This is a genomic window from Pseudomonas sp. B26(2017), assembly GCF_002113045.1.
In the GTDB taxonomy this organism is placed as follows: Bacteria; Pseudomonadota; Gammaproteobacteria; order Pseudomonadales; family Pseudomonadaceae; genus Aquipseudomonas.
On record NZ_NEJJ01000010.1, the window covers coordinates 169,174 to 187,121 of the forward strand.

The following is a 17,948-nucleotide window of genomic DNA, read 5'->3' on the forward strand; positions in this document are numbered from 1 at the left end:
GAGAGGTGTTTTATGCCTTATCCAATTGATAGGAAGTTGGTAGTTGGAGTGGCGTCTAGCGCTCTATTCGATTTGTCTGATTCGCATAGTGTTTATTTGGAAGGCGGCGTTGAAGAGTATAGGCTTCATCAAGAAAAAAATCTTGATGTGCCTTTTCAGAAAGGGGTTGCCTTTCCGTTTATACGTCGATTTCTAAGTATAAATAAGGCTTTCCCAAAGCAGCTTCCTGTTGAAGTTGTTTTGCTGTCAAGAAATTCTCCTGAAACAGGTATGAGGGTGTTCAGGTCAATAAAGCACTATGGGTTGGATATAAGTCGCGCAGCCTTTATGACCGGACGATCACCTCATGAATATGTGCCGGCTTTCAATGCTTCGTTGTTTTTAAGTGCAAATGAAGGTGACGTTCAAAAAGCGATTGACGCAAATTATCCAGCGGGAGTTGTGTTGCCGTCTAAAGTTTACGATGACGAACTGGATACTGAGTTACGTGTCGCGTTCGACTTTGATGGTGTAATTGCTGATGATGAAGCTGAGTCGGTATTTAAGAGAAATCATAATTTGGACGAATTTCAAGCTCATGAACATGAGCGCCAGTCGATACCGCATCAGCCAGGACCATTGGCGGACTTGTTTAGAAAGCTATCATTTATGCAAAAATTGGAAGAGAAACGAATGAAGGATCATCCTGAATATAAAAAAATACTCAGGATATCTATAGTTACAGCAAGAAATGCACCTAGTCATGAAAGAGTTGTTACTACTCTTAAAGAATGGGGTGTTTCTGCTGATGAGTCTTTTTTTCTAGGCGGTATGGACAAGTCTAGAGTTTTGTCAATATTAAAGCCGCATATGTTTTTTGATGATCAACGTAGCCACTTGGAATCATCTGCTGGAAATATACCTATGGTTCATATTCCTTTCGGAATTGCGAACAAATTATAGGTTGGTTCCCCTTTTGGACTTGTTTGGCTCTTTGGTCAGGGGGAGGGGGTAGGGAAAGGTGGCGTGTTAGGTTGCGAATTTTATCCACGTTAAAATCCAATAGATTAACCAGTACAGTAGTGTTGACGCTCCTATAAACATCAAGCCCCATATGGTGGTGGTTTGAATTGTGCTTAACTGTGCGGCTGGAATTATGTTTACGTATTTGGCAGGCATCTCATCTGATTTGCAGTATGAGTGAATCTGACTCCATAAGATGGGAGGGAAGTATAGGTAGGAGATGTTTATTTGCTCTCCGGGTACCAATGTTGGAATTAGTATTTCGGCAGCGTTATTTGAGCCTTTGATGATTTCATGTGCAAGTTGTGGATTTATTTGGAATGCGGGAAGAAATTGATGGCCTATTCTAATGTTGTTGGCCGTCTTTTTGCCTGCGTTGCGGACCACTATGCTATGAAAGTTTACCTTTGATTTTTGTTCGTCTCCTAAAGGCACTTCTGAAGAGTGAACTAAATAAGTTATAAGCTTCGGCTTTTTTTCTAAAAGGCGCTTTACGATAAATGCAATTGCTGAGATGGTCGGTGCCAGCAGCTTTGCGATAACGTCAATATCGAAACTCATTTTTGTGCCCTAGTTTGATTGGACGGCAAAAATAAAATACTAAATTTTCTATTGAGCCTAGCAAAAAAACCGCAATGCTGCGGTTTTTTTAGATGTGAGTGGATGTTGTCAGGCTAGACAAGCAGAGCTTTGGTTTTCAATCGCCCGAAATACATCACTTACGTCTTGCACCATGATCCTGGCGATGGTGGTAACGGTGTTGATGTCATGTTCGGCGTGATCGGACAAGTGGATGCAGGCCATCAGATCCAAGTATTTCAGAACAGCATTGAGCCGCTCCCTGAGGCAGGCGTGAAGATCGCTCAGTGGGGCGTCGGCGTCGATGAGAAGGACAGGGCAGTCAGTAGCGGGATGGGACATTTTCGCGTAACGGTGGAGCGGTGTTTTGATCGTCATATGGAAAGGTCTCTTGGTAAAGATGAGCCACCTTTCTGCTGCGAAACAAAATGGGTGGCAGATGTGTGCGGGTTCGCAGACCGAGGAAGAGACCAAACCCGGCAGACCCGTAAGTCTCCCGCACACAACTGCCGTAAAACGTAATGCCGGCGAATTTTGCCAGAATTGTAGTTTGACGGTGTTGGTCAATTTTCCTTCGGGCTGCGAAACCCTATCGCCAAATTCGTTCAGCGACAGATCCACTCTAGGCATCGATTCCTCTCGTCGCAATCAGCCTGTAGGACGCAAAATAGCCATGTCTGGTCAGAGAGTTGACTCCCGTTTCGCCGCGCAGCCGGCGTAAATCAAGGGTTACGGAGTGTCAGGGAAAATGACTCATCGAATCTCGGCCTGCTTCGCATCCCATCGAGACCGAACTCCCTCACCACGCGCGGTCATTTCCTACGATGTTTTCAGATCCCAAAATCCAGCACCCATCCCGCCCCGGAACTTTCCTCAAAAACGATGTCAATTTGATGGCGTGTCGCGACGCTCATTTGAACGGATCAACCAGTACCAGGCTGTTTCCTGGCAAGCCAAGGAAGTGTGAGATGAAACTGTTTCTTGCGATGTTGTTGATGTTCAGCGGTTACGCGTTCGCCGGTTGCGGCAGCATCAGTGATCCTGATCAGCGGGCGTATTGCGAGGGTACGAACGGCGGTACTTGTGGGCGGATCAGCAATATGGATCTGCGTGCGTCCTGCGAATCGCAGAGGAGCGGTGGCAGCTGCGGCACCATTAACGATATGGACATGCGCGCTTATTGCGAAGCCAGAGCCCGGGGTGGCAGTTGCGGGACGATCAACAACATGGATATGCGCGCGGCATGCGATGCGGAGACGCACGGCGGCACTTGCGGAACTATCAATGACATGGACCAACGCGCACTGTGCGAGGCCAGGAAGGGCGGGAGCTGCGGAAGTATCAACAACATGGATCTGCGCAACCAGTGCGAAGCCATGAAGCGATGATTTGTGTGTGACTCGAATCACCCAGGCCAGGCTGTTTCCCGGCAAGCTCAAGGAAGTGTGAGATGAAACTGATTCTTGCGATGTTGTTGATGTTCAGCGGTTACACGTTTGCCAGTTGCTCCGGTATTCAGGATTCCGATCAGCGCAACTATTGCCAGGCTTTGCAGGAGGGCAGCACGTGCGGGGCCATTCACGATCGTGACCTGAAGGCCTCCTGCGAGGCGCAGAAGGGCAGTACTTGCGGTGGCATCTATGATCATGATTTGCGCAACTATTGTGAGGCCATGAAGGGAAGCACTTGCGGGAGTATCAATAATTCGGATTTACGCGCAGCGTGTGAGGCTGAAAAAGGCAGTACATGTGCGTCCATCAATGACCACGATCAGCGAGCATTCTGCGAGGCCAAGAAGGGCAGCACCTGCGCAGGGATCAATAATTCGGATCTACGCAATCAGTGCGAAGCCATGAAGCGCTGATCCATCGGCCTGACTCCATACGCAAAAGGGACACCCAACGGTGTCCCTTTTTTGTGGGCGAGTGAAACGGATTTTCCGGACTACCCAGTCAAACCTTTCACTTGCCACAACCCGGCTCATCGCCAAAGGTTCCCCCCATCAGCACCACGTCGTAGACTGCGAAACGAGTTGTAACGCCTCTCCCACGGACGGAACCGCGCATGATTCACATCGGCAGCCGCAACAACGCCCCCACGCCGCAGCACAAAACCCAGGACATCTACATCTTCAGCATCGACCTGTCCCGCCCGGCGACGCCGTTCTGCTTTGAGCAATCGATCGGCGGCGGGCATGTCGAGCAGGGCGGTGCACGGTGGTTGGCGTTGGATGAGCTGGATGGCTGGCCCGGCGAATGGCGGGAGCATTTGAAGAAGGCTGGATGCGCCTGGGTGGCCGAATTGATGGATGCGCATTCGGGGGAGAGTCAGGCTGATCTGGTCTCGCTGATCCTTCAGCGCTACGCCGAGCCGGCGCAGCCAACCGGGCGTTTGCAGGCGATTGGGCGCTGGTTCAAGCGTCACTTCTATATTGGCGGCCGGTACGGCGTCTGACCCGAGGAAACCCCCATGACTCAGACACTGGAACGCGCCATCGCCATTGCCGCCACGGCCCACGCGGGGCAGGTGGACAAGGGCGGTGCGCCGTATATTTTGCATCCGCTGAAGGTCATGTTGCGCATGAGTAGCCTGGAAGAACGCATCGTCGCGGTGCTGCATGATGTGGTCGAGGACTGCGGCATCAGCCTGGAGGATTTGCGCAAGGAAGGTTTCAGCGAAGCCGTTTTGTCCGCCATCGAATCGGTGACCAAAGTGCCGGGCGAATCCTACGAGGACTTCGTCGAGCGGGCGGCGCAGAACCCGATCGGGCGGGTGGTGAAACTGGCGGATCTGGAGGAAAACAGCGACCTGTCGCGGATTGCCTCGCCGAGTTGGGAGGATCTGGAGCGGATCGAAAAATATCGGCGGGCGATTGGACGGTTGCGCGCCTGACTTAGCTGAAAAGCACCTTGAATAGCCAGGAAGGCGACCATGAAATCCATTCTGTGTTTGTTGATTGCTGCCGGCTTCGGCGCGCTGTTGCAGTTCGAAGGCGTGCCCCACGGTTTACTGCTGGGCTCGATTCTTGTCACCGCACTTGTCGTCACTAAATTTGGCATCGCACCGGCGACGCCTTATGGTCTGGGCTACATCCAGGTCACGCTGGGCATCGCTACCGGGCTAATGTTCGAAGCGTGGGACAGCGCGACCGTCTCGACGATGTTGCCGAGCCTCGGCGTGTTGCTGCTGTGCCTGGCAGTGCAAGTGGCGCTGGCCGCATGGTGGCTGTCGCGCGGGGCAGGGTGGAATCGCACGGATGCCTTGCTGGCCGTGTATCCGGGGGCGCTGGCGGCGGTATTTGATTTGCTGGAATCGCATCAGGCGTCGAGCAAGGTGATCATCGTGCACTTGATGCGGCTGCTGCTGATCACGGTGCTGGTGAGTTTGCTGATTCCCGGAACGGCGCCGGTTGCCGTGGCCGAGGTCGATCCGTTGTCCACGGGCATGGCGCTGACCGTGCTGTCGGTGATCGGTTTGAGCGTGGTGGTCGGGCGTTTGCTGCTGGCCGTTGGCGTGCCGGCGCCGTTCATGTTGACGGCAATCATCATCACCGCCGTGTTTGTGAAATCAGGGTGGCTGCAGGGCTTTCACATGCCGGACTGGAGTTTGAATCTGGCGGCGCTGATTCTGGGTGTGCGGATCGGTTCGCGATTCCAGGGACTTGGCCTCGCGGAACTGGGACGTCATGGCCGCACGGCGTTGGTATCGGTCGGTTTGATGATTCTGGTCGCGGCGGTTATTGCATTGGCGGCGGCACGGGTGCTGGGCAGCGATGCGTTGTCGCTGTGGCTCGCCTACATGCCGGGGGCGATTGAAACCATCGCGATTGTGGCGTTCGCCGGCGGGTTGAATGTGGTGTTTATCCTGACTCACCATCTGGCGCGGATGGTGGTGCTGCACTTTGCGCCGGCGTTGCTGGTGCAGTTGCGGAGAGTTAAGGAGATGGTCTAGTTGGATTTTATTATCGTTGAATGCCTCTTTTGCTTGTGTTTGATTTTGTTGTAATTGGCTTCGGTATATTCCACTAATCTTGCGTAGGAATTATTTAGTGCCGTATATATTTACATTGCATCGTGAAAGTCTGAAGCGTAAATATTCTATCTATGTAGTAGTGGCGGCGGGGGCGGAGGATATACAGTTGTACGTCGGGAAGGTTGGGGATAATAGGGAGGGCTGTAATCCCTTGATATCGCGATGTGGTAATCACTTTTCGTATAATAAAATTCACAGCCAGATTCGTAATAAAATCACTGATCATGAAGATCGTGACTACACCTATGTGTTTGAACATATTGATGACTATCTTGAGGATAAAAAATGGCGGCGTGGGTGCATCGACAAAGTTAATGAGCTGGAACGATGGTTGAATAAAGAGGTGCAGTCGTTGATTGTCGGTATGGAAAGGGTGAAGTTAGTCAATCCTTTTGATGGAAAGTATTTGTCATCTAATGAGCGCAGCAAACGTCAAGCAATGCGAACGGAAGGGCTTGTTGCAATTATGGGTTCCATGGTTTCTGCAGTTTCGTCTGAAATAGTTAAGGCTCAACTGCTGTTGAAAGCAGAAAGTTAAATGCATTTTTCTTCATGGGTTGTTGCTAAATGGCAAAGAGTTTTGCGTACACGTCGCAATGGGGCGGGCACTCTGACAAAGTGACGGCGAAGCAAATAGAAAGTTGTCGCAGAGATGAGTTTAATGGGCAGCCAACGGGGCAAAGTTTTTATAGTACTCATAAGCCTGGTAGTCGAAAGGCGGTAAAGCATGTGATGAAAGGGGGCACAAGTTTTTTTGCGTACATAAATAGTAGCGGTGGCGGAGGAGGTGAGGGTGGTGAGTCTCTAAATCATCAGTTGTTCAAGGAAGCGTTGCTGAAGATCGAAACTACCAGGCTAAGTCTGATTTTCAATGCCGGAACCAGAGCTCAACGGCAAGAAAATATTGTTGTTAAAATCATTCAGGCGGAATCAGAAAAAAGAGTGATCATTCCCTCGCAGGGTCATAGATCCGTTGATGTGTATCTAAAATTTGAAACGGATAGCCATATTGGGCGTAAGTGGGAGGGTGAACTTTATCTGGAAATACACAGTGCTCATGCTGTAGATGCGGAGAAACAGACTGAGCTCAGGGCCCTTTCAGTGCCAGTAGTGGAGGTTGATATTCCAGATGTGTTTATTTATAAGTTTTCTGATGAGAATACAACTGATGAGCGCGAGGCTGCACATAAAGTTTTTGTTAGGAACGTTCTTGAAGGGGTGAATGGTTTTCTGAAGTGTGTGATTTTAAGTAATCCTAGTTCTAAGGCTTATTTGGAGGAGCAGGTTGTTCTTCAGCAGCGGAGCCTGAGTGAACTGCGAAAGCGAAATGAAGAGTTGGAAGGGCTTCGCGCAGATCTTTCGAAGAGATTGGATGCAGTTGGCGATGCATTCAAGTCATCTGAAGCCAATGGCGTAAACTTGAAATTTCAGTTGAATGCACTCGGTAATGCTCACGAAACGGCCTCGCGGAAACTAGTGATAGTTAGGAATTTTCTTGTTGAGGCAGAGGTTGCTAATCTGAAACTCAAAAGTGACATCGAGAGTCTTTCAAATGCATTGGAAAAAAAGGACGGCGAACATAGAAAAATTCTGGAAGCCCTCACCAGGCTGAAGGCAGCTTACGGTGCTCTTAACACAGATAAACAGAAATATGTCATTCGTAGTCGGCGATTAGGGGTGGCTTTGGCGTCCCTGTTCATTGCTGGTGGCGGAGCTGTCTGGCTGGTCTCGTCGAGTGTAAAGATGTCTTCAGTGTTTAAACCACTTCATGCGATTTTGACCTGGTTCTGATTTCTTGAATTTTGGACGCGGAAGCTTGAAAAAGATACGCGAACTACACTGGTGGGCAGCCCCGTCTGTTGTGGTAAAGGCCCTGTGGGAGGTCATCATGAACCGTTTACCAATATTTAGCCTTTTCATCTTCGCAACACTTGCGACTACTCAAGCCTCAGCCGAATCCGTCGTCCCGCTCAAGGGCCAGACTTCCCAGCAAACCCAGATCGACATCAACGATTGCCACTCCATCGCGTCCACCTCCACCACGTCGACACCCCAGGCCGGTGGTCGGTTGAAGGGCGCTGCCGTGGGTGCCGCTGCCGGCGCCACCGCAGCTGAAGTGCGCGGCCGTCAGCACGACGAGTTCTACGAAGCCGTGGACGATGACCGCAAGCAGGATTACCGCCAGAACCGCGCCAAAGAGACGGCTGCCGCCGGTGCGGTAGTCGGTGGTACGCGGCAGCGGCAGGATCGGCGTGAGCAGCGGCGGACCGATGCTTCGGCCAGTTCAAGCGCCTATACCGGTTGCCTGCAAGGGCGTGGTTATCAGGTCACGCCCTGACGGCTTTCCCGGTGCGCGACAAGCAAATGCATCATCACACCACTGTAAAGCGTCACCAGAATGAACAACCCCATGCGCACCGCAAACGCGGTGTAAACATCCTTACCCGCCGCACTGTCCTCCACCGATTGCCCGAGCAAGATAATCATGGTGATCAGCGTATTGAGCCAGAACCCCGGCGTCAGTTGCGTCGAGTGCAGCCGATAGAGTTTGCGCGCTACAAGCAGCCCGAACAGCAGCATCCACAGAAAGAACATCCACAGGTGCACGAACAGGCTCAACGCGCACCAGAACAGCACCGCGAGCAGTCCGCCGAGCAAGGTTGAGCCGAGCAGTTCGCGCCCGGCGTGGTGGGTGCGGGTGATGGTGCTCTGCTGGCCGAGGCTGACGGCTTTGAGGATGATCGGCAGGTAGCTGGCCGGGTCGATCAGCACCAGCAGGAAGGTTGGCAGCACGATCAATGTTGCGCGCAGTGCCACGCGGGGTACGTCTTCGGCGGGCAGAGCGGGAGCAGGTGGTGGCGCGGGGCTGTTGGCCGGTACCGGGAACAGGACGTGGCTCAGCCCAACGATGACGACGGCCAGCAACAGGCCTTTGACCAGCGCGCCGATCACCGCCATGGCCAGCTCGAATGAGGCGAAGCCGGCGGCGGAGATCATGGTCATGCCGATCACCAGGAACGTCATGATCAGCACGTTGCCGCCGCGCAAGCCGTAGGTGAACACCAGAAACAGACCGACGCCGATCAGCAGCACGCCGCATACCGGGTAATACCGCAGCAACGGCACCAGCAACAGACCGAGACTGGTGGTGAACGCGGCGACGAGGGTCAACACCAACGCAGTTTTGACTGGCAATGGCCGGGGCATGCTGGCCAGCAGCAACACCGCAAGCACCGGCGACAGAAACGACAGCGGCAAGGCGAGGCCATAACTGGCGGCAGTACACAACGCCGTGCCGCAAGCCAGGCGCAAGGCCCGTTGCGCCGGCACGCTGCGCTCAATAGGCATACGACAGCCAGCTCATCAGCCAGACAAACACCCGACCCAGCGGATTGAGCAGACTGCCCTCGCTGGGAAACGCCATGACTTCCGCCTGCCCACCGGCACGAATCGAGCGACTCTCGAACAGGCGCTTTTTCGCCTCTTCGCTGAACTCGATGATCACCGGAAAGCGCTGGGCCGGACGCAGCCAGTCGCGGCTGTTCTGGATCGTCGGCAGGGTGCCGGGCGGCGGCGTCTGGCCGACGCTGACGCCATAACCGACGCTGCGCACCCGGCCGTCGAGCACTTCGCCGGGCAGGGCGTCGAGGATGATCGATACTGGCGTGCCGGGCTTGATCCGGCCGAGGTTGTTCTCGGTGAGGTCGGCGCTGACCCACACGTCCTGGATCGTGATCAGCGTCATCACCGGACTGCCGGCAGCGGCGAACTGGCCGACGTCGGTGCGCAGGTCGGTGATCAGTCCCGCCGAGCGCGCGCCGATGCGGGTGTTGGCCAGATCCAGTTCAGCCTTGGCCAGCGTGGCGGCGGCGCTGAGCAGTTTGGCGTTGGTGTCGGTGTTGCCGCCTTCCTGCTCCTGGGCGCGCAGCACTTCGGCCCGGGCGGCGGCAACCTGGCTGACCGCCGCTTCGTGGTTGGCCCGGGACACTTCCAGAAGCCTTACGGACACCGTGCCCGGATCTTCTTTATACAAGCCTTCCAGCCGTCGATTGTCCTGGCGCGCCTTGAGCTCGTTGGCCTGGGCCGCACGTAATGACGCCTGGGCCGACGCGATGCCGGCGGTGCTGGCGCCGACCGTGCGACGGGTGTTTTCCAGATCGGCGCGGGCCCGGTCGACGGCGATTTGCAGCGGTTGCGGATCAAGCTCGAAGAGTATGTCGCCGGCCTGCACGTCCTGATTGTTGCGCACGTTGACCTTGATCACCCGCCCCGCGACTTCCGCCGCCACCGGGATCACAAACGCACCGACCCGCGCCTGCTGGGTGTAGGGCGTAGAACGGTCGGCCAGCAGATACCAGACCAGGCTCAGCACAATCACCAGCAGCACCCAGCGGATGCCTTTTTTCGCCGGATCCGGCGGCGCTTCATCACTCATGGCGGTCTACCTGCGAGGGAATCGGATAGGTCGGTTGGGGCGGCGGGGCGCTCAGCAGATCGCCCCAGTCGGTGCGTTGCTGCATTTGCTGCCGGGTCGCTGAATCAATCTGCGGCCCGGCGCTTTGCCAGCCACCGCCGACGGCGCGGTACAAAGCGATCAGGTTGCTCACGGCGTTGCTGCGGCTGACCAGATAATTGTCCTGTAGCTCCAGCAATGCGCGCTGGGCGTCGAGCACCCGCTGAAAGTCCGAATAGCCTTCACGATATTGGGTGTTGGCCAGCACCAGCGAACGTCGCGCCGCACGTTCGGCCTCGCCGAGAATGCGCTCGCGTTCCAGCGCTTTGGTCAGGCCGCTGGCGGCATCGTCGGCCTCACGGGCAGCCTGGCGGACCTTGTCGCGATAGGCTTCGATCAGTTGCTGCAAGCGCGCATCCTGCACGCGGATGTTGTTGTGGATGCGACCGTAGTCGAACAGGTTCCAGCGCAGGCTCGGGCCACCGATCAGGTCGAGGCTGCGCGGGGTGGCGCCGAGGGTGTCGCTGGACCAGACGATGCTGCCGAGCAGCGTCAGCGACGGATAAAGATCAGTTTCAGCTACGCCGACCAGCGCCGATTGCGCGGCAACGTTCAGCTCTGCCGCACGCACATCGGGACGGCGCAGCAGCAAGTTGGCCGGGACATCCTGCAGCACGGCGCGATCCACCAGCGGAATCAGCCCCGATTGTTCCGCCAGAAACGCCGCGCCACCGGGCGGCTGGTCGACCAGCACCGCCAGCGCATTACGGGTGCGCAGCAACTGGTCTTCGAACGCTGGAATACTGCTCAGGGTGCCGAGGTATTGGGTTCTGGCTTGTTGCAGGTCGAGTTCGGCGGTCTGGCCGCTGCGAAAGAGTTTTTCGGTGATTTCGAAATTGCGCTTTTGCTGGGCGGCGTTTTCTCGGGCGACTCGCAGCCGGGCTTCGGTGGTGCGCAGGGCAAAGTAGGTGTCGGCCACCTGAGCGCGTAACAGAACGAGGGCGTCTTCGTAGTTGGCCTGGGCGGCGAAGTAGCTGGCGTCGGCGGACTCGATGGCGCGGCTGAAACGGCCCCAGAAATCCAGTTCCCAGCCGACATCGAATGCGGCGCTGTGCTGCCAGAAGTGCAAGTCCTGCGGATTGTTGCCACCGGATTGGTGGCGGTCGATGTACAGGCTGTCGGCGCTGGCCTGTTGCAATTGCGGGTAGCGACCGCTGTTGGCGATGCCCAGTTGCGCGCGGGCTTCGAGCACCCGCAGACCGGCGATCTTCAGGCTGCTGTTGCGGGCTTCGGCGTCACTGATCAAGCGGTCGAGCACCGGATCGGCAAACACCTGCCACCACTGACGCAGGTCCGGTACCGCCCCGCGTTCGCTGGCCTGTTCCAGCGCCGGACTTTGCCACTGCTTGCTCCAGGCCTCGGCCGGTGGCTGGAAATCCGGGCCCAGCCGCAGGCAGCCACCAAGGCTCAGCGCACCGAGCAGCAACAGGTGGCCGGGACGGATCAGCAGGGCTGGCGTTGCAGGCATACCGGGTGGCCCCAACGGGAATTGTCACTGGAGCATAGACCGCAGATTGCAGGTTGATCGAAGCAATCAGCTGCTACGCTTTTTCAGGCGAACTTCACTGAACCGCCCCCGACGAAAAGGTAGGAAACACCATGGACACTGCTCAAGAACCGCTTGCCCCCGCCAGCGCCAATTGGCGTTTCAAGGTCGGCGTGGCAATCCTCTGCCTGATGCTCGGTTCGTGGTTGATGGTGCCGCTTGCCGCCGCCCTCGATGTACCGGGCTCGAAAGTCGCGGCGCTGACCGGGGTGTTGTTCATCAGCAATAAAGTGCTGTTGCTGCTGGTGATTGCGGTGATGGGCAAGGCCGGGTTCGCCGAGCTCAAGCGCACGATTGGCCGCTATATCTCCGGCGTGATTCCGACCCCGGTGGCCGAAGTCAGCCCGATGCGCCACAAGATCGGCGTGGTGATGTTCTGCCTGCCGCTGCTGTCGTCTTTCCTGGAACCGTATTTCGACAACTTCTTTCCAGGCGTGCGGCCCAACCTCTGGCAGATGCAGGCGCTGGGCGACTTGATGTTTGTCGGCAGCTTTTTCGTGCTGGGCGGCAATTTCTGGGACAAGGTGCACGCGTTGTTCGTGCGCAAGGCACGGGTGTTTACGGAATAAAAGTGCACTTTTCAGCAATCGCCTTCGATCAGGCATGCCCAAGCGCAATGGCAAACGATACGACGACCATGCAGGCAAAAGCGAAATTGAGGTTCATGGGGTGTTCATCCTGGTCCTTTTGAAAGTGCGGCCATTCTGCCGGGGGCGGGTCAAAAGAAAAAATTCGGCTTCGTGATTCCAATGATCGAAGCCATTGATACCGGCGTTGTGTTTGCCTGTTTGCTTGGCTAAGCTCGCAAAAACCTGCAATGACAAGCACAAACAGGCAAAACCATGCACGATCATTCCGCTTCCGAGCTTCCTTCCCTGCGCCGACAGAAAATCCTCCTGATCCTCGAACGTGACGGCAAGGTCATGGCGTCCGATTTGAGCCAGCATTTTGCGGTGTCGGAAGACACCATCCGCCGTGATCTGGCCGAGCTGGACAGTGCCGGGCTGGTGCAGCGGGTGCACGGCGGCGCGCTGCCGAGGCCCAAGGACACCGGCAAGGATTACTTCACCCGGCTGGACGAGATCGACGAGGTGAAGATTCGTCTGGCGCGATTGGCGGCGCAGCAGGTCAGGAACGGGCAAACGGTGGTGTTCGACTCTGGTTCCACTGCGTTGCAGGTGGCGCGCTCGTTGCCCAGGGATATCAACCTTACGGCGGTCACGGCATCGCCGATGACGGCGATTGCGTTGTCCGAATATCCGGGCATCAAGGTGATTCTGGCGGGCGGGCAGTTGAATCCGAAAACCATGTCCGCCGGTGGTCATGAGGCGCTGCGGCTGCTGTCGGGGATCAAGGCGGATCTGGCAATCACCGGGGTCTGCGCGATTCATCCGGAGGTGGGCATCACCTCGCTGCATTTCGATGAAGTGCCGGTCAAGCAGGCGCTGCTCGACTGTGCGGCGCGGGTCATTGCCGTGACCACGGCGGACAAGCTCGGCGCGGTGGAACCGTTTGTGGTGGCGCCGTGCGAGCGCTTGCACACGCTGATCACCGAACGACATGTTGCGTCAGGAAGTGTCGAGGATTATCAGCGGTTGGGGATTGAGGTGGAGCAGTTGCCTGACTGAGGTTTTGCGGCAAAAAAAGGCCCCATCACTGGCGATGGGGCCTGTTCGGTCAGCGCAGTTTTTCCAGCATCTGGTAGTACCACATGCCCGCCGCCAGCATCGGATTGCCCAGCAGATCGCCCATCGGCACGCGAATGTGCGAGCACGCGGCAAACGTGTCGAACTGCTGCATCTGCCCGGTGATCGCCCGGCTCATGATCTCGCCCATGATGTGGGTTGTGGCGATGCCGTGGCCGGAGTAGCCCTGGCAATACCAGACGTTGTTCGAGAGCTTGCCCAGTTGCGGGATGCGGTTGATGACGATGCCCATCGCGCAGCTCCACTGGTAGTCGATCTTCACCCCTTTGAGCGCCGGGAAAGTCTGTTCGATGCACGGCCGCAGTTCGCCGGCGATGTCCCGTGAGTCCTTGCCGCTGTAGTTGGCGCCGCCGCCGAACAACAGGCGACCGTCGGCGGTGAGGCGGTAGTAGTCGAGGACGAAGCGGCAGTCGTAAACGGCGAGGTCTTCGGGGTTGATCTGCTTGGCCAGATCCCCCAGCGGTTCGGTGGTGACGATGCCGCCCATGGCCGGGAAGATCTTGCCCTTGAGCTGGCCCGGTTCGAGCTTGTGGTAGACGTCGCCGGCCAGCAGGACCTGATTGGCGTCGATCTGCCCGTGAGCGGTGCGTACGCCGGGGCTGACGCCGTGGATGATCTCCAGCACTTCGCTGTTTTCGAAGATCAGCGCGCCAAGGCTTTCCGCCGCCCGCGCTTCACCGATGCACAGGTTGAGCGGGTGCAGGTGCATGTTGCGGGTGTTCTTGATTGCGCCGTGATAGAGGTCGCTTTGCAGCAGGTCACGCACCTGGCTGCGGTCGAGCAGGCTGACCTCATCACCCATGCCGCGACGCACGGCTTCGTTGTAGTCGTTGCGCAAGCCGTCCATGTGGCTCGGCTTGTACGCCGCATGCAAATGACCGTGCTTGAGGTCGCAATCGATGCCGTATTTCTCGACCCGTTGCTGGATGATTTCGTGGCCGCGCCAGCGCAGGTGCCAGATGAAGTCGTCGACCTCATCGCCCAAGGTGTTGCGCATCTGTTTGCGCATCGCGCCGTCGCCGGACAGGCTGCCGGTCACCTGACCGCCATTGCGCCCGGTGGCGCCCCAGCCGATCTTGTGGCTTTCGACGATGGCGACTTTCAGGCCTTTTTCCGCCAGCTCGACAGCCGTGGCGACGCCGGTGAAACCGCCGCCGATGATTACCACATCGACCTTGTGCCGGCCTTGCAGGGTCGGGTAGTCGGTGTCGCGGTTGAGGGTGGCGGTGTAGTAGGAATTGCTGCGTTCAGTCATTTCAGTGTCCAGATTCGGGAGTCGGTGCACGGACCCTGTGGGAGCGAGCTTGCTCGCGAAATGCGTTGTGTCAGTCACCTGAAATGTTGAATGTGACGACGCTTTCGCGAGCAAGCTCGCCCCCACAAGGGGCGGAGTGATTAATCAGGCTTCTGTGAGGTACCAGCGCCAGTCCTGCTCACCCACTTCGGCCATGAACTGCCGGTACTCCGCCCGTTTGACTGCCAGATACACCCCGAGGAATTCCTGCCCCAGCGCATCCCGTGCCCACGCCGAATTTTCCAATGCCGTGAGCGAGGTCAGCCAGTCGGTCGGCAGCAGTTCTTTCGCCTGCGCGTAACCGTTGCCCTCCACCGGCTCACCCGGATCGATGTCTTCTTTTATCCCGCGATGAATGCCTGCCAGGATCGCGGCCGCTGCCAGATACGGGTTAGCATCGGCGCCGCAGATGCGGTGTTCGATGTGCCGGGTGTGGGCCGGGCCGCCGGGCACACGCAGGCTGACGGTGCGGTTGTCGACGCCCCAGGTCGGCGCCAGTGGCGCGTAGCTGTTGGCCTGGAAACGGCGGTAGGAGTTGGCGTTCGGGCAGAACAGCAGCAGCGAATCGAGCAGCGAGGCGAGCATCCCGCCAATCGCCGTGCGCAGCAGCGGGGTGCCGGCCGGGTCTTCGGAGGCAAACAGATTGCGTCCCTCGGCATCGGCGAGGCTGACGTGCATGTGCATGCCGGTGCCGGCCAGATGATCGAACGGCTTGGCCATGAACGTCGCCTGCATCCCGTGCTTGTGCGCCACGGCTTTGACCAGTCGTTTGTAGCGCACGGCCTGATCCATCGCCTCCAGCGCATCGCCGTGTTCGAGGGTGATTTCCACCTGGCCCGGCGCGTATTCCGAGATCGCCGTGCGCGCCGGAATGCCGTGCAGTTTGCAGGCGCTGTAGAGGTCGGCGAGGAACGGTTCGATCTGCTCCAGCTCACGCAAACCGTAGACCTGGGTGTGTCTCGGTCGACCACCGTCGGCATCCAGCGCCGGTTGCGGGCGACCGTTGAGATCGCGTTTGGCGTCGAGCAGGTAGAACTCCAGCTCGCAGGCCATCACCGGGTGGTAACCCTCGGCCTGCAAGCGGTCGATGACCTTGATCAACAGATGACGCGGGTCGGCGATGCTCGCCGGCATGCCTTGTTCCGGGTGCATGCTGACCTGCACTGCCGCAGTCGGAATCTGCCGCCACGGCAGGCGCACCAGACTGCCTTCCAGCGGGTAGGCGCGACAATCGATGTCGCCGACATCCCACACCAGAGCGGAGTTCTCGACGTCTTCGCCATGGACGGTCAGACCGAGGATGGTGCTCGGCAGCGGGCGGCCGCTTTCGTACACGGCGAGCAGTTCTTCGCGGTGCAACAACTTGCCGCGGGGCACGCCGTTGGCGTCGAGGATGAACAGCTCGATCATGTCGATGTCGGGGTTCTGCTTGAGGAAGTTACGGGCGTCTTCAATGGCTGCGAATTTCATAATCAATCACTCACGATGGCGCCGCACAGGCGCGCAGATTCGGGCCGGACGCAGCGCGGCAAAAGGCTCGGGCGTCCTGGCAGGGATATCGAAAAAAGAGGGGAAGCTGTCGCGATTTTTAGCGGCGCGATCAGACGTGCAGGCAGATATCCGGCGGGCGTGCGGAGTGACGCAGCTTGGAACGGCTCAGGGCCATGGGGAGATTGACGATGCGATTCATGCGCGGCCCCTGTGAAGGAGGGCGCACAGTGCAGAGACGTTCAGCGATTCCGATTGTTGTAGTGACGTGCTCATGACGCGTGTTTCCGTTGGCGGAAAACGTCGGCGGCGGGAGTGTCCCGCCATGCCGGTGTGGCTGGATAGTAAGGGGGAAGTCCGGGATAAGTAAACGCCTGATTCCGATGGGCGCGGCAAGCCACCGGCTCAGCGCAACAGATGAAACCCCAGCCCGACGAGGGCGCAAACGATCAACACCTCGATCACGCCGCGCTTGAAAACAAACAGCGCGAGGGTGGCGCCGAGCGCAAGTAACAGCACAAAAAAATCAGGCTGTGCGGCAAAACCCTTGGGAAAGAACACGTGGTAAGCAAAGAAACACGCCAGATTCAGGATCACCCCGACCACCGCTGCCGTGATCGCGGTCAGCGGTGCGGTGAATTTCAGTTCGTTGTGGGTCGACTCCACCAGTGGCCCGCCGGCGAGGATGAACAGGAACGAAGGCAGGAAGGTGAACCAGGTCACCAGCGTCGCGGCCAGTGCACCGGCGGCGAACGCGTGTTGCGGGCCGAACGTCGGCTGCACGTAAGCGCCGACGAACCCGACAAACGCGACCACCATGATCAGCGGCCCCGGCGTGGTTTCGCCCAGCGCCAGGCCGTCGATCATCTGCGTCGGCGTCAGCCAGCCGTAATGCCCCACCGCGCCCTGGTACACGTAAGGCAGCACGGCGTAAGCGCCACCGAAGGTGAGCAGCGCCGCTTTGGTGAAGAACCAGCCCATCTGCGTGAAGGTGCCGTTCCAGCCGAACAGCGCGGTCAGCAATGCCATCGGCAGGCACCACAGCAGCGCGCCGATCAGTACCAGGCGCAACAGTCGCGGCAGGCTGAACCGCACATGCTCGGGCGGGGCCGTGTCGTCATCGATCAGCGCCGGGCCGAAGGATTTTTCGCTACCACGATGACCGCCGTTGCTGAAGCGCTGCGGGGCCCAGCGTCCGCCGACATAACCGATCAACGCTGCGCCGAGCACGATCAGCGGAAACGGCACGTTGAAGGCGAAGATCGCCACGAACGCCGCTCCGGCAATCGCCCACAGCCAGCTGTTTTTCAAGGCTCGCGAACCGATGCGATGGGCCGCGTGCAGCACGATCGCGGTCACCGCCGGTTTGATCCCGTAAAACACCCCGGCCACCGCCGGCACGTCGCCAAACGCGATGTACACCCAGGACAGGGCAATCAGAATCAGCAGCGAAGGCAGCACAAACAGCGCCCCGGCCAGCACGCCGCCACGGCTTCGATGCAGCAGCCAGCCGATATAGGTCGCCAGTTGCTGGGCTTCCGGGCCGGGCAGCAACATGCAGTAATTGAGTGCGTGCAGGAAGCGCCGCTCGGAGATCCAGCGCCGGCGCTCTACCAGTTCCTGATGCATGATCGCGATCTGCCCGGCGGGGCCGCCGAAGCCGATGCAGCCGAGTTTGAGCCAGAAAGGCCAGGCCTGACGCAGGCTGACAGGCTGGGGGCGGGGCAAGTCCTCGGGGGGCGTTGTGCTCAAATGCGGCTCCACGGTCGAGTTGGCAGGAGCCGCTAT

Annotated in this window: 19 protein-coding genes; 11 read left to right on the forward strand and 8 right to left on the reverse strand. The window is 57.9% G+C overall.

Going from position 1 to position 17,948, the window contains the following annotated elements; genetic code table 11:
- The first annotated feature begins 12 nt into the window (after window positions 1-12).
- Window positions 13-942 (forward strand): 5'-nucleotidase, encoded by a 930-nt coding sequence (locus CAF79_RS16700; protein ID WP_085698742.1) that lies wholly within the window; start codon window positions 13-15, stop codon window positions 940-942.
- 66 nt (window positions 943-1,008) lie between these two features.
- On the opposite strand, the gene CAF79_RS16705 is transcribed toward CAF79_RS16700, so the two are convergent.
- Both CAF79_RS16705 and CAF79_RS16710 read right to left on the reverse strand, forming a co-directional pair.
- Window positions 1,009-1,563: a hypothetical protein gene (locus CAF79_RS16705; protein WP_085698744.1), complete on the reverse strand. Its 555-nt coding sequence runs from the start codon at window positions 1,561-1,563 to the stop codon at window positions 1,009-1,011.
- 108 nt (window positions 1,564-1,671) lie between these two features.
- Complete coding sequence (locus CAF79_RS16710; RefSeq protein ID WP_085698746.1) at window positions 1,672-1,959, reverse strand: fructose-bisphosphate aldolase; 288 nt, start codon at window positions 1,957-1,959, stop codon at window positions 1,672-1,674.
- 590 nt (window positions 1,960-2,549) lie between these two features.
- Between CAF79_RS16710 and CAF79_RS16715 the strand changes: the two genes are divergently transcribed.
- From CAF79_RS16715 to CAF79_RS16750, 8 genes are all read left to right on the forward strand, one after another.
- Window positions 2,550-2,969: a hypothetical protein gene (locus CAF79_RS16715; RefSeq protein WP_085698747.1), complete on the forward strand. Its 420-nt coding sequence runs from the start codon at window positions 2,550-2,552 to the stop codon at window positions 2,967-2,969.
- A gap of 62 nt (window positions 2,970-3,031) precedes the next feature.
- Window positions 3,032-3,445, forward strand: a complete 414-nt coding sequence (locus CAF79_RS16720; protein ID WP_085698749.1) for a hypothetical protein — start codon at window positions 3,032-3,034, stop codon at window positions 3,443-3,445.
- Between the two features lie 200 nt (window positions 3,446-3,645).
- Window positions 3,646-4,035 carry a hypothetical protein gene (locus CAF79_RS16725; RefSeq protein ID WP_085698752.1) on the forward strand — a complete coding sequence of 130 codons (390 nt, stop codon included), beginning with the start codon at window positions 3,646-3,648 and terminating at the stop codon, window positions 4,033-4,035.
- 15 nt (window positions 4,036-4,050) lie between these two features.
- A complete protein-coding gene (locus CAF79_RS16730) occupies window positions 4,051-4,473 on the forward strand; it encodes an HD domain-containing protein (protein ID WP_064382327.1) in 423 nt (140 codons plus the stop codon).
- Window positions 4,474-4,512: 39 nt separating this feature from the next.
- On the forward strand, window positions 4,513-5,532 hold the full coding sequence (locus CAF79_RS16735; RefSeq protein ID WP_085698754.1) for an AbrB family transcriptional regulator: 1,020 nt from the start codon (window positions 4,513-4,515) through the stop codon (window positions 5,530-5,532).
- 97 nt (window positions 5,533-5,629) lie between these two features.
- Window positions 5,630-6,151, forward strand: a complete 522-nt coding sequence (locus CAF79_RS16740) for a hypothetical protein (protein WP_085698756.1) — start codon at window positions 5,630-5,632, stop codon at window positions 6,149-6,151.
- A 29-nt stretch (window positions 6,152-6,180) separates the two neighbouring features.
- Window positions 6,181-7,404, forward strand: coding sequence for a hypothetical protein (locus tag CAF79_RS16745; protein ID WP_139832606.1), 1,224 nt, complete (start codon window positions 6,181-6,183; stop codon window positions 7,402-7,404).
- A 97-nt stretch (window positions 7,405-7,501) separates the two neighbouring features.
- On the forward strand, window positions 7,502-7,951 hold the full coding sequence (locus tag CAF79_RS16750) for a YMGG-like glycine zipper-containing protein (RefSeq protein WP_170929739.1): 450 nt from the start codon (window positions 7,502-7,504) through the stop codon (window positions 7,949-7,951).
- On the opposite strand, the gene CAF79_RS16755 is transcribed toward CAF79_RS16750, so the two are convergent.
- From CAF79_RS16755 to CAF79_RS16765, 3 genes are read right to left on the reverse strand one after another with little or no spacing between them, the layout of a single operon-like run.
- Window positions 7,936-8,961, reverse strand: coding sequence for a DUF2955 domain-containing protein (locus tag CAF79_RS16755; RefSeq protein ID WP_085698760.1), 1,026 nt, complete (start codon window positions 8,959-8,961; stop codon window positions 7,936-7,938). The genes CAF79_RS16750 and CAF79_RS16755 overlap by 16 nt on opposite strands.
- Window positions 8,951-10,048 carry an HlyD family secretion protein gene (locus tag CAF79_RS16760; RefSeq protein ID WP_085698762.1) on the reverse strand — a complete coding sequence of 366 codons (1,098 nt, stop codon included), beginning with the start codon at window positions 10,046-10,048 and terminating at the stop codon, window positions 8,951-8,953. The genes CAF79_RS16755 and CAF79_RS16760 overlap by 11 nt, the downstream gene beginning before the upstream one ends.
- Window positions 10,041-11,594 carry an efflux transporter outer membrane subunit gene (locus tag CAF79_RS16765; RefSeq protein WP_085698764.1) on the reverse strand — a complete coding sequence of 518 codons (1,554 nt, stop codon included), beginning with the start codon at window positions 11,592-11,594 and terminating at the stop codon, window positions 10,041-10,043. The genes CAF79_RS16760 and CAF79_RS16765 overlap by 8 nt, the downstream gene beginning before the upstream one ends.
- 131 nt (window positions 11,595-11,725) lie before the next feature.
- Here CAF79_RS16765 and CAF79_RS16770 point away from each other — a divergent pair, with 131 nt between their 5' ends.
- Both CAF79_RS16770 and CAF79_RS16775 read left to right on the forward strand, forming a co-directional pair.
- Window positions 11,726-12,241 (forward strand): transporter suffix domain-containing protein, encoded by a 516-nt coding sequence (locus CAF79_RS16770; protein ID WP_085698766.1) that lies wholly within the window; start codon window positions 11,726-11,728, stop codon window positions 12,239-12,241.
- A 273-nt stretch (window positions 12,242-12,514) separates the two neighbouring features.
- Window positions 12,515-13,300, forward strand: a complete 786-nt coding sequence (locus tag CAF79_RS16775) for a DeoR/GlpR family DNA-binding transcription regulator (protein ID WP_085698768.1) — start codon at window positions 12,515-12,517, stop codon at window positions 13,298-13,300.
- A 49-nt stretch (window positions 13,301-13,349) separates the two neighbouring features.
- Here the strand turns inward: CAF79_RS16775 and CAF79_RS16780 are convergent, their stop codons facing one another.
- The 3 genes from CAF79_RS16780 to chrA form a co-directional block, all read right to left on the reverse strand.
- Window positions 13,350-14,633: an FAD-binding oxidoreductase gene (locus CAF79_RS16780; RefSeq protein WP_085698771.1), complete on the reverse strand. Its 1,284-nt coding sequence runs from the start codon at window positions 14,631-14,633 to the stop codon at window positions 13,350-13,352.
- A 144-nt stretch (window positions 14,634-14,777) separates the two neighbouring features.
- Complete coding sequence (locus tag CAF79_RS16785) at window positions 14,778-16,142, reverse strand: glutamine synthetase family protein (RefSeq protein ID WP_085698773.1); 1,365 nt, start codon at window positions 16,140-16,142, stop codon at window positions 14,778-14,780.
- Window positions 16,143-16,565: 423 nt separating this feature from the next.
- Complete coding sequence (gene chrA, locus CAF79_RS16790) at window positions 16,566-17,912, reverse strand: chromate efflux transporter (protein ID WP_085698776.1); 1,347 nt, start codon at window positions 17,910-17,912, stop codon at window positions 16,566-16,568.
- Window positions 17,913-17,948 lie beyond the last annotated feature (36 nt).